This is a genomic window from Bradyrhizobium valentinum, assembly GCF_001440405.1.
In the GTDB taxonomy this organism is placed as follows: Bacteria; Pseudomonadota; Alphaproteobacteria; order Rhizobiales; family Xanthobacteraceae; genus Bradyrhizobium; species Bradyrhizobium valentinum.
The window spans coordinates 1-10,036 of record NZ_LLXX01000107.1 but is presented as its reverse complement, the minus strand read 5'-3'; the positions used below and the strand labels follow the sequence as shown (position 1 = coordinate 10,036).

General features: G+C 64.0%; 10 protein-coding genes and 1 pseudogene. 5 read left to right on the top strand and 6 right to left on the bottom strand.

Annotated elements, in window-relative coordinates; translation table 11 throughout:
- A partial coding sequence (locus CP49_RS47395) for a transcription antitermination factor NusB (protein ID WP_276326843.1) occupies positions 1–625 on the bottom strand: 625 nt, incomplete at its 3' end.
- Positions 626–789: 164 nt separating this feature from the next.
- Here CP49_RS47395 and CP49_RS16540 point away from each other — a divergent pair.
- Both CP49_RS16540 and CP49_RS16535 read left to right on the top strand, forming a co-directional pair.
- Positions 790–999: a DUF1674 domain-containing protein gene (locus tag CP49_RS16540; RefSeq protein WP_057851279.1), complete on the top strand. Its 210-nt coding sequence runs from the start codon at positions 790–792 to the stop codon at positions 997–999.
- 48 nt (positions 1,000–1,047) lie between these two features.
- The gene (locus CP49_RS16535) at positions 1,048–1,647 is read left to right on the top strand and encodes a thermonuclease family protein (protein ID WP_197423133.1); all 600 of its coding nucleotides are present in this window, start codon (positions 1,048–1,050) and stop codon (positions 1,645–1,647) included.
- 47 nt (positions 1,648–1,694) lie between these two features.
- Here CP49_RS16535 and CP49_RS16530 read toward each other — a convergent pair whose 3' ends face one another.
- Both CP49_RS16530 and acs read right to left on the bottom strand, forming a co-directional pair.
- Positions 1,695–2,207 carry a L,D-transpeptidase gene (locus CP49_RS16530; RefSeq protein WP_057851278.1) on the bottom strand — a complete coding sequence of 171 codons (513 nt, stop codon included), beginning with the start codon at positions 2,205–2,207 and terminating at the stop codon, positions 1,695–1,697.
- Between the two features lie 411 nt (positions 2,208–2,618).
- A complete protein-coding gene (acs, locus tag CP49_RS16525; protein ID WP_057851277.1) occupies positions 2,619–4,571 on the bottom strand; it encodes an acetate--CoA ligase in 1,953 nt (650 codons plus the stop codon).
- Positions 4,572–4,939: 368 nt separating this feature from the next.
- Between acs and CP49_RS16520 the strand changes: the two genes are divergently transcribed.
- Positions 4,940–6,115 carry a DNA topoisomerase IB gene (locus CP49_RS16520; protein ID WP_057851276.1) on the top strand — a complete coding sequence of 392 codons (1,176 nt, stop codon included), beginning with the start codon at positions 4,940–4,942 and terminating at the stop codon, positions 6,113–6,115.
- Between the two features lie 152 nt (positions 6,116–6,267).
- On the opposite strand, the gene CP49_RS16515 is transcribed toward CP49_RS16520, so the two are convergent.
- The 3 genes from CP49_RS16515 to tsaD all read right to left on the bottom strand — a co-directional run bounded on the left by CP49_RS16515 (position 6,268) and on the right by tsaD (position 8,852).
- Positions 6,268–6,681 carry an EVE domain-containing protein gene (locus CP49_RS16515; protein WP_057851281.1) on the bottom strand — a complete coding sequence of 138 codons (414 nt, stop codon included), beginning with the start codon at positions 6,679–6,681 and terminating at the stop codon, positions 6,268–6,270.
- 115 nt (positions 6,682–6,796) lie between these two features.
- On the bottom strand, positions 6,797–7,777 hold the full coding sequence (locus CP49_RS16510; RefSeq protein WP_057851275.1) for an NAD(P)H-dependent glycerol-3-phosphate dehydrogenase: 981 nt from the start codon (positions 7,775–7,777) through the stop codon (positions 6,797–6,799).
- A 1-nt stretch (position 7,778) separates the two neighbouring features.
- Positions 7,779–8,852 (bottom strand): tRNA (adenosine(37)-N6)-threonylcarbamoyltransferase complex transferase subunit TsaD, encoded by a 1,074-nt coding sequence (tsaD, locus tag CP49_RS16505; RefSeq protein WP_057851280.1) that lies wholly within the window; start codon positions 8,850–8,852, stop codon positions 7,779–7,781.
- Between the two features lie 132 nt (positions 8,853–8,984).
- On the opposite strand from tsaD, the gene CP49_RS16500 reads away from it, so the two are divergent.
- Together CP49_RS16500 and CP49_RS46705 are read left to right on the top strand one after the other, a co-directional pair.
- The gene (locus CP49_RS16500) at positions 8,985–9,740 is read left to right on the top strand and encodes a uroporphyrinogen-III synthase (protein ID WP_057851274.1); all 756 of its coding nucleotides are present in this window, start codon (positions 8,985–8,987) and stop codon (positions 9,738–9,740) included.
- A gap of 110 nt (positions 9,741–9,850) precedes the next feature.
- Positions 9,851–10,036 (top strand): annotated as a pseudogene (locus CP49_RS46705) (hypothetical protein); the annotation flags it as partial.

Below are 10,036 nucleotides of genomic sequence, written 5' to 3'. Positions count from 1 at the left end.
GGACCTCACCGTGCAGGCGGCTTGCCCATTGCGCCGCGTCTGATTTCACGGTGATGTCGAGCGACGGTTCATGGCCGATGGCGAGCGCCATCTGGCGCGCCGTGGTCTCGCCATAGGCGCCGATCCAGCGCGTCAATAGCCACGGTGGAACGTCCAGGTTCTGCGATTTGACTTCGTCGATCAGTGGTTGTCCCTCGCGGGCGCAGCGGCGCAGCACCGCGTTGACGAGGCCGGCATATTTCGCGGCGCGGCGGTCCGATTGCACCAGCCGCACCGAAAGATCGACGGCGGCATGATCGGGCACGTCCATCCAGAGGATCTGCGCCGCGCCGATCAACAGCGCGCTCTGCGCGCGCGGCGCGTCCGTCGGGATGCCGCGATCGAGCAGGCGCGACAACAAATGGCCGAGCGTGCCGAGCCGCCGCAGGATCGTCGCCACCAGCCGCCGCATCAATGCGCGGTCGCGGTCGGCGAGCGTTTTCAGTCCGGGATGGGCGGCTGCGCCGTCGAGCTGATCGTCGAGGGTGCGATGCTTGTGCAGCACGCCGTCGAGGATGTCAGCCGCGATGCGCCGTGCGGCGAGACCGGGCACTTCGGAAGGTACTGCGAATCTTGAAGGGGGCATGAAGCAGCAATGTCTCGGGAGGCGGAAAGGTTTCGGCTCATGCCATGGAAAATGATGAGGAACTCGTTTGGCACGCGAATATGCCAAATGTAAGAATCGCCACAGACAATTTCACGATTGTGATGTCATCTGTGGGCCTATTCCCGTGTTATGGGAGAGTTGCGATGACCGACAATTCTTCATCCCCCGCGCCGGTCGCGGAACGCAAGAAGCTGACGCCCGCCGCCGAGCGTGCGCTTGCCGAGGCCGAGGCGCGCCGTAAAGCTGCCGCGGCCGGCGCCACCACGCTGCAGAAGGAATTCCAGGGCCCGAAGGGGCCGGAGCCGACCCGCTATGGCGATTGGGAGCGGAGGGGGATCGCCTCGGATTTTTGAGGTCGCGGGCCTTGCGGGATGACCCGACTCAGCCCTTAGTCCGGGAATATGTCCCCATACGAGAGAATAAATGCTTATCGGACCCCGCGCCGGGGTCCCTGGCGGCGCTGGTTTGCGGCGGCCTTGCCCTGGGTGTTCGTGTTTTGCGTGGCAGCGGGGACCATGCTGCCGGTGCGGGATTGGGTGCGGTGGCCTTGGTCGCATTCCCTCGACAGTCAGGCGGCGCGCGATGCCGAGACCATCTGGAAGCGGGCCGGAAATCCGGACACGCGTCACGCCGTCGACGTCATCCGCACCATCGATGGCGACACGTTCGAGGCGCGGGTTCATCTGGAGGCGGGTCTCGATCTCAACACGCGGGTTCGCCTGCGCGGCATCGATGCGCCTGAACTGAAAGCGGCGTGTCCGGAGGAGCTGCAGATGGCGGAGGCCGCGACGGGCGCGTTGCGCACATTGCTCGGTGAAGGCGACGTCAGGATCTTCAATATCGGACCGGACAAATATGGTGGCAGGGTCGTGGCCGAGGTTGCAACCAGGCGCACGGGGAATATTTCGGCGGCCATGCTCGCGGCAGGTCATGTCCGCAGCTACGGCGGCGGTCATCGCAATGGGTGGTGCGCGAATGCAGGACAAACACCGCTCAAATGAAAAAGCCGCGCAATCGCGCGGCTTTTGTCTTCAATCCAATGCGAAGGTCAGCGCGTGACGGTCACGGTCGTTCCGACCGGTACGCGTTGATAGAGATCCGAGATGTCGTCGTTGAGCATACGGATGCAACCATAGGACACGAAGCCGCCGACCGAGCCCGGCACATTGGTGCCGTGAATCGCATACTCGCCGCCGGCGAGCGTCATCGCCGCGACGCCCATCGGGTTGCGCGGCGAGCCTCCGGGAATGACGTCGGGCATGCCAGGCTTGTCGCGCCTGACTTCGCTCGGCGGGGACCATGCCGGATTGAGATACTTGCCGTCGATCTTCGTGGTGCCGGACCACTGCTTGCCGGCCTTGCCGACGCCGACAGGATAGCGCATAGCGCGGCCGGATTCGAGAATGAGATAGAGACGTCGCTCGTGGGTCTTCACCACGATCGTGCCCGGCGCGTAATCGCCGCTGATGTCGACCAGTTCCGGCCTCGCTTGCGCCTGCGACGACATCATAGTGCCCGCAGCCAAGGTGGCGGCCAACGCCACCGCAATCCCCTTCGACATTTCCAGCTCCACTTTGCCCGCCCCTTTCAGGGGTCCTCAAAATGTCCTTCCAAGCCTCGACGGCCCGCTGTCTCGTCGCGCGTTTAGTTTAGTCGCGCGAATTGACCGGTTGGTTTCACAACGGTTTTTCGAGACGGGTTTCGATGGGGGACCAAAGAAAATGTTCGAAATAAAGTGAATGATTTGAAAACAACACATGGCAGCGAAAAGCCCGCCGAAGCGGGCTCGCCACTGACGACCGCGTGAGCGCGACAGGATTGTCGGCCTCGCCCCGGACCAGAATTAATGTGATCCGTTACCCTGAGGAGCCGCGAAGCGGCGTCTCGAAGGGCGACGGTCACCAGCCGGGCCGTTATCCTTCGAGGCTCGCTTCGCTCACACCTCAGGATGAGGGAGCCTAATCATCAAGCCTTACGCCGGCGCGCCCTTCTTGTTCTGCCGGTTCTGCACTAGATCATCGACCACGGCAGGGTCGGCGAGCGTCGAGGTGTCGCCAAGGCTGGACGGCTCGTCCTCGGCGATCTTGCGCAGGATGCGCCGCATGATCTTGCCGGAGCGGGTTTTCGGCAAGCCCGGCGCGAACTGGATCTGGTCGGGGGAAGCGATCGGGCCGATGTCCTTGCGCACCCAGGCGACCAATTCTTTCCGCAACTCCTCGGTCGGCTCGGTGCCGGCCATCAGGGTCACATAGGCGTAGATGCCCTGGCCCTTGATGTCGTGGGGATAGCCGACCACGGCGGCTTCCGACACCTTGGCATGCGCCACCAGCGAACTCTCGACCTCGGCGGTGCCCATGCGGTGGCCGGAGACGTTGATGACGTCGTCGACCCGGCCGGTGATCCAGTAATAGCCGTCGGCATCCCTGCGGCAGCCGTCACCGGTGAAATACTTGCCCTTGTAGGTCGAGAAATAGGTCTGCTCGAAACGGGCGTGGTCGCCATAGACCGTGCGCATCATTCCCGGCCAGGGTTTGATGAGGCAGAGATTGCCTGTGGCTTCGCCGTCCAGCACCTTGCCGTCGGCATCGACGATCTCAGGCACCACGCCGAAGAACGGCCGCGTCGCCGAACCCGGCTTGAGTTTTGTGGCGCCCGGCAGCGGCGTGATCAGGATGCCGCCGGTCTCGGTCTGCCACCAGGTGTCGACGATCGGACAGCGGCCGTCGCCGACCACGCGATGATACCATTCCCAGGCCTCCGGATTGATCGGCTCGCCGACGGTGCCGAGCAGACGCAGGCTCTTGCGCGAAGTCTTCTGCACCGGTCCGTCGCCGCTCTGCATCAGCGCGCGGATCGCGGTTGGCGCGGTGTAGAAGATGTTGACGTTGTGCTTGTCGATCACGTTCCAGAAACGTGAATTGTCCGGATAGTTCGGCACGCCCTCGAACATCAGCGTGGTGGCGCCGTTCGCCAGCGGTCCATAGAGAATGTAGCTGTGGCCGGTGACCCAGCCGACGTCGGCGGTGCACCAGTAGATATCGCCGTCGTGATAGTCGAACACGTATTGATGGGTCATCGACGCGAACACGAGATAGCCGCCCGTCGTGTGCAGCACGCCCTTGGGCTGGCCGGTGGAGCCCGACGTATAGAGGATGAACAACGGATCTTCCGCGTGCATGTGCTCGACTGGGCATTCCGTGGTCACGAGCGCGGCGGCTTCGTGGTACCAGAAATCTCGCACCGGATTCATGTCGATGGCTGCACCGGTGCGCTTGACCACCACGACCCAATCGACGCCGCCGGCTTTCGCAACAGCGGCATCGACATTGGCCTTCAGCGGCACCTTCTTGCCGCCGCGCAGCCCCTCGTCGGCGGTGATGATGACCTTGGACTGGCAGTCGGTGATGCGCTGGGCGAGGCTGTCGGGCGAGAAGCCGGCGAACACCACCGAATGAATGGCGCCGATCCGTGCGCAGGCCAGCATCGCGTAAGCGGCTTCCGGGATCATCGGCAGGTAGATCGTGACGCGGTCGCCCTTCTTGACGTTCCGCGTGCGCAGGATGTTGGCCATCTTGCAGACTTCGTCGTGCAACTGCCGGTAGGTGATGTGCTTGGACTGCGAGGGATCGTCGCCCTCCCAGATGATCGCGGTCTGGTGGCCGCGCTTGTCGAGATGCCGGTCGATGCAGTTCCAGGCCGCGTTCAGGACGCCGTCCTCGAACCATTTGATCGAGATGTTGCCGGGGGCAAAGGAGACGTTCTCCACCTTGTGGAAGGGCTTGATCCAGTCGATGCGCTTGGCTTGCTCGCGCCAGAAGCCGTTGGGGTCCGAGACCGAGCGGGCATACATTTCGCGGTACTTGGCGTCGTCGACATAGGCGCGCTTGGCCCAATCCGCGGACACGTCGTAAATTTTCTCGGACATTGTTTCCCTCCCACTCGTCGCGGCCGGATATTTGGGCGGCCGCAAGCCGCCTGATTGTTGCAGCGATTATGCGTCGCGGGGCAATGCCCGGACAAGGCGGAACGTCTGCGACCTTGGTCGGTCAGCCGGTTCCCGGTCTTGTCACGGATCAAAGTCGCATCATTTTCGCTGATACGTTCAGAGCGAAATCAACGTTATCGCCGGAATGGCTCCCATGAAAGGTATCTAATAACCATTAATGACGGAATCGGGACTCGCAAAGTAGTTCATTACCCCCTAAATGGCCTCCCCGGGGCCGGCGGCCCTCCGGAACCAAGCCACAACAAGCGGCATTACCGGCGAAACAGGCGGAGCAAGGCGACAACGGTATGATGGATCAGCAGAGTTTCGAGGCTACGCGGCCCGTTTCCGCCGATCCCGCCGTTGCATTAGCCGAAGCGCTCGGGCAACTGCCGAAGGCGCGGGTAAAAACGCCGCTCAGGCCGGCCGCGGCAAAGCCGCACATCGTCGCAAAAACCTCCGTCGAAGAACTGGCACAGGAACTCGGGCTCAAGCTCGGCGATCAGACCGGGCTGACCATCCGCCGCATCAAGCGCGGAAAAGCATATTCATTCGTTCGTGCCAACGGCACGCAGATTCGTCACGCCGGCACTATCCGCCGTCTGCATTCGATGGCGGTGCCGCCGGCCTATCGCGACGTCCGCTATTCGGTCGATCCGAACTCGCATCTGCAGGCCGTCGGCATCGATGCGGCCGGGCGGCTGCAGTACCGCTACCATGTCGATTGGGAAAAGGTCCGCGAGCAGCGCAAGGCCCATCGGCTGGCGCGGCTGGTGGCCGCCTTGCCGAAGATCCGCCGCAACGTCTCGGCGCATCTGTCCGGTGACGAGCCGACGCGCGAATTCGCACTCTCTGCGGTGATCGAGCTGATCGCGCGCACTGCAATCCGCCCGGGCAACGAGTCCTACGCCCGTCTCAACGGCACCCGGGGCGCCACCACGCTATTGAAGTCCAACGTCACGCTGGAAGACGACAGCTTTGTCCTGACCTTCAAGGCCAAGGGCGGCAAGGCCGTGCGCAAGGAGTGCGACGCGGCAAAACTGGTGCGCGCCATCGGCATCCTGCGCACCGTGCCGGGCAAGCGCATGTTCCAGTACCGCGACAATTCCGGCACCGTCCGCACGGTTTCGACCACCACCGTGAATGCGTTCCTGCGCGAGATCGCCGGCATCAAGATTTCGCTCAAGGATTTCCGCACCCTGATGGCATCTGCCGTGGTGCTGGAATCGCTGTCGCGGATTTCGCCGGCGGCGAGCGCGCGCGGCCGCAAGAAGCAGGTGCTGGATGCGGTGCGTGCGGCGGCGGATGAGCTATCGAACACGCCCGCGATCTGTCGCAAGAGCTATGTCCACGACACCATCGTCACTGCCTTCGAGGATGGCATCCTCGAGCGCTTTGCCGCGACGATGAAGGGTTACCGCACGCAAGCCAAGCGCGAGGCGCTGCTGGCGCAGGTCGTGACGGCGGCCGCGGCGGTGGCATAAGAGACGCTAGCGGCAGCAAACCTGTAAACTCTCATGGTGAGGAGGCGCGTAAGCGCCGTCTCGAACCATGTGGCCCGGCCAGTGCCATTCATCCTTCGAGACGCGCGAAGACGCGCTCCTCAGGATGAGGTCTGACAGCCGCAATCACGTAGCTACAACCCGCCCATCTTGCAGACCATCTTCCACTCTTCCGCCGTCACCGGCTGCACCGAGAGCCGCGAGTATTTCACCAGCGCCATGTCGGCGAGCTTCTTGTCGGCCTTGATCGCGGCCATCGTCACCGGCGTCTTCAACGGCTTGTCCGCCTTGATGTCGACGCAGACGAATTTGCCGGTCTTGTCGGTCGGATCGGGGTAGGCCTCCTTGATGACCTCCGCGATGCCGACGATCTCCTTGCCCTCGTTGGAGTGATAGAAGAAGGCCTTGTCGCCCTTCTTCATGTTCACGAGATTCTGCCGTGCCGTGAAATTGCGCACGCCGGTCCAGGCTTCGCCTTTTGCTCCCTTGGCGACCTGCTGGTCCCACGACCAGCTTGAGGGTTCGGACTTCACCAGCCAGTAATTCATGACGCCCACCACCTGTTCGTCATGGCCGGACTTGTTCCGGCCATCCACGTCTTCCTTTGACGCTATTATCCAAGACGTGGATGCCCGCGACAAGCGCGGGCATGACGAGGAGAAACTATTCCTCTGCCTTGAACGGCCGCGTCAGCAGGCCTTCGATCGCGGCGTCGATCGTCACCTTGCCGCCCAGGATCGCCGCGACCGCATTTGATACCGGCATATCGACATTTTGCGAAGCCGCCAGTTCGATCAGGACAGGCGCGGTGAATTCGCCTTCCGCGAGCTTGTCGCGGCTCGGCTGCTCACCGCGGCCGAGCGCGATGCCGAACGCGAGATTGCGCGACTGCGGACTGGAACAACTCAGGATCAGATCGCCGAGACCCGACAGGCCCGCCAAGGTTTCGCTGCGTGCGCCGCAGGCGCGGCCGAGGCGGGCGAGTTCGCTGAAGCCGCGGGTAGTCAGTGCGGCCAGCGCCGAGGCGCCGAGCTCTCGGCCGACGACGATTCCGGCGGCGATCGCCAGCACGTTCTTGGCCGCGCCGCCGATCTCGACGCCGCGGACATCCGTGGTGTGATAGGGCCGGAAAGTTGCCGAGCCCAGCGCCTGCACCAGGTCGCTTGCCAGCTTTTCATCCCTCGCGGCAAGCGTCACGGCCGTCGGAAGGCCTCGCGCCACGTCGTCAGCGAAATTCGGCCCAGACAGGATCGCAGGAATTGCATCAGGTATGGTCTCCGTGATGACCTCGGTCATGAACCGATGCGTGCCGCGCTCGATGCCCTTGGCGCAGGCGACGACGGGTGTTGTTGGCTTGAGGAACGGCGCAAGCGTTGTCGCGGCGTCGCGCAAACTTTGCGCCGGCGTCGCAAGCAGGACGATGTCCGCGCGTGCGGCCTCCGCCATATCGGCCGTGATGTTGATAGCTTTGTCGAGGCCTACGCCGGGCAGCCTTGTATTTTGCCGTGTCGCCTTGATCTGTACGGCGCTCTCGGCGCTCCGCACATAAAGCGTGACTTCGCGGCCGGCGCGCGCGGCGGCGCTGGCCAGCGCGGTGCCATAGGCGCCGGCGCCGATCACCGCAACGGAGTTGAAGGGCGCCATATCAGAATCCTGCACGCGTGTTGGCGAAGCCGGCCGGCGCAGCAGCGTTGGCATCTAACAGCCAGCGCGCGCGTGGCGGCGCATCCATCGTATCGGTCAGCCCGAGCGCCATTCGTTCCGCGCCGGCCCAGGCGATCATCGCGCCATTATCGGTACACAGCGCGGGCGGCGGAATGATCAGTGTGGTCTGCGCTTTCGCGGCAACGTCCTGCAACGCGCCGCGAATAGCGTGATTGGCCGCAACGCCGCCGGCGGCAACCAGCGCGCGGGGCGGGCCGAATTGTTCGTGAAACAGGCGCAAGCCTACGCTCAATCGATCCGCCGTCGATTCCAGTACCGCGGCCTGAAAACTGGCGCAGAGATCGCTGACGTCCTGCGGCTCCAGCGGCGTCATGCGGCTGGCCTCGTTGCGGACCGCGGTCTTCAGTCCCGACAGCGAGAAATTCGCATCGGGACGTCCGAGCATCGGCCGCGGAAAGGCGAACCGTTTGGCATCGCCGCTGGCGGCGGCACGCTCGACCTCCGGCCCGCCCGGATAGGGCAGCGACAGCATTTTGGCGACCTTGTCGAAGGCCTCGCCCATCGCGTCGTCGACCGTGGTGCCGAGCCGCACATATTTGCCGACGCCGACCACGGCGACGATCTGGGTGTGACCGCCCGAGGCAAGGAACAGGCAATAGGGAAAAGCCAGCGCGCAGGTGAGCCGCGGCGTCAGCGCGTGGGCTTCGAGATGATTGACCGCGATCAGCGGCGTATCGTGCACCATCGCAATCGCTTTTGCAGTCGTGAGGCCGACGATCACGCCGCCGATCAGGCCCGGGCCGGCGGCAGCCGCCACCGCCGAGAGTTGCGCAAAGCCGACATTCGCGTCTTTCATGGCTTGGCCGACGATGCCGTCAAGCAGATCGACATGGGCGCGCGCCGCGATTTCCGGCACAACGCCGCCGAAACGGGCGTGCTCGTCGGTCTGCGAGCGCACGATATTGGACAGGATCTTTCCGCTGCCGTCGCGCTGGCGTTCCACCACGGCGGCTGCGGTTTCATCGCAGGTGGTTTCGATACCCAGCACCAGCATCGGCTTGTCGTTGTCCAATTTGAACCCTTGCGCTATCGCCAAAAACAACGCTTCCGTAACCGGGTAGCACTACGAGGTCGCAACGTGCAATCGCTCGTGACTACTGAAATCGCCTTGGCGGAGATCTGAAATATGGCCGTTCTCGTCACGCGCCCGCATCCGGATGATGAGACGACGGCCGAGGCCCTCCGCGCGCGGGGGTTCGACGTGCTGCGCGCGCCGATGCTGCGGTTCGAGCCGGTCCCGTTCCAGGACGATGCGGATGCGACCTACGGCGCGGTCATCGTCACCAGCGCCAATGCGCTGCGTGCCATCGCGCCCTATCTTGTCGACAGCCGCCTCCTCAAACTGCCGGTGTTCGCGGTCGGAGAGAGCACCGCGGCGGCGGCGCGCGACGCCGGCTTTGGCGAGGTAATCGCGTCAAAGGGCGACGCCGGCGCGCTGCGCGAACTGGTGCTGGTCAGCGCGAAGTCGAAGCAACTGAAGAAGACCAATCCGCTACTGTATCTTGCCGGTGCGGATCTCGCGCGCGACTTGGCAAGCGAACTCGGCGAGAACGGTTTTGTGGTGGTGACGCGCACCACCTATCGGATGGTGCCTGCGCCCAGCCTGCCACGCGAAGTATGTGACGCTTTCGTGGCGCATGAGGTCGAGGCTGTGCTGCATTACTCGCGGCGCAGCGCGCGGGCGTTCCTGGAGGCGGCTCGTTCCGGTGGCGTCGAAATCTCGGCATTGGCGCTACCGCAATGCTGCATTTCGGCGGCCGTCGCGGCGGTCTTGCGGGAAGCCGACGCGCCCCAGGTGACAGTGGCGGCTTCGCCGGATGAAAATGCCCTGTTCGAGGCGCTGGGCCGGGCGTTGCAACCCCGTTTGGGTTCTAATCTTTAAGTCTGAGCATGGTCTTATCGGAAAACCGGTGCCGCCATGGCCGGATCATGCTCTAAGACGTCCCGATTCTGCTAAGTTCCGGCACCTAACTACCAGAGGGAACCGCTGTGATGGTCGATGACAGGCCCGAAGACACTGGATCGCTGCCCGAGTCGGGCCGGCCGAAGCGTGAGCCGCCGACCATCGACCTCGACGCGAGCGAAGTGTCGAGCGAGACCAAGGCGGCCGCCGAGGCGCCGCCCGAGCCCGCGGCTGAACCCGGGCCCGAGGCTACGGCCGAGCCGACGCCCGGGATC

Coding starts and splice junctions, on each gene's coding strand:
- CP49_RS16540 (WP_057851279.1), top strand. CDS start 790: ATGACCGACAATTCTTCATCCCCCGCGCCGGTCGCGGAACGCAAGAAG.
- CP49_RS16510 (WP_057851275.1), bottom strand. CDS start 7,777: ATGGCGCCCTTCAACTCCGTTGCGGTGATCGGCGCCGGCGCCTATGGC.
- CP49_RS16535 (WP_197423133.1), top strand. CDS start 1,048: ATGTCCCCATACGAGAGAATAAATGCTTATCGGACCCCGCGCCGGGGT.
- CP49_RS16500 (WP_057851274.1), top strand. CDS start 8,985: ATGGCCGTTCTCGTCACGCGCCCGCATCCGGATGATGAGACGACGGCC.
- acs (WP_057851277.1), bottom strand. CDS start 4,571: ATGTCCGAGAAAATTTACGACGTGTCCGCGGATTGGGCCAAGCGCGCC.
- tsaD (WP_057851280.1), bottom strand. CDS start 8,852: ATGCTGGTGCTGGGTATCGAAACCACCTGCGATGAAACCGCAGCCGCC.
- CP49_RS16515 (WP_057851281.1), bottom strand. CDS start 6,681: ATGAATTACTGGCTGGTGAAGTCCGAACCCTCAAGCTGGTCGTGGGAC.
- CP49_RS16530 (WP_057851278.1), bottom strand. CDS start 2,207: ATGTCGAAGGGGATTGCGGTGGCGTTGGCCGCCACCTTGGCTGCGGGC.
- CP49_RS16520 (WP_057851276.1), top strand. CDS start 4,940: ATGATGGATCAGCAGAGTTTCGAGGCTACGCGGCCCGTTTCCGCCGAT.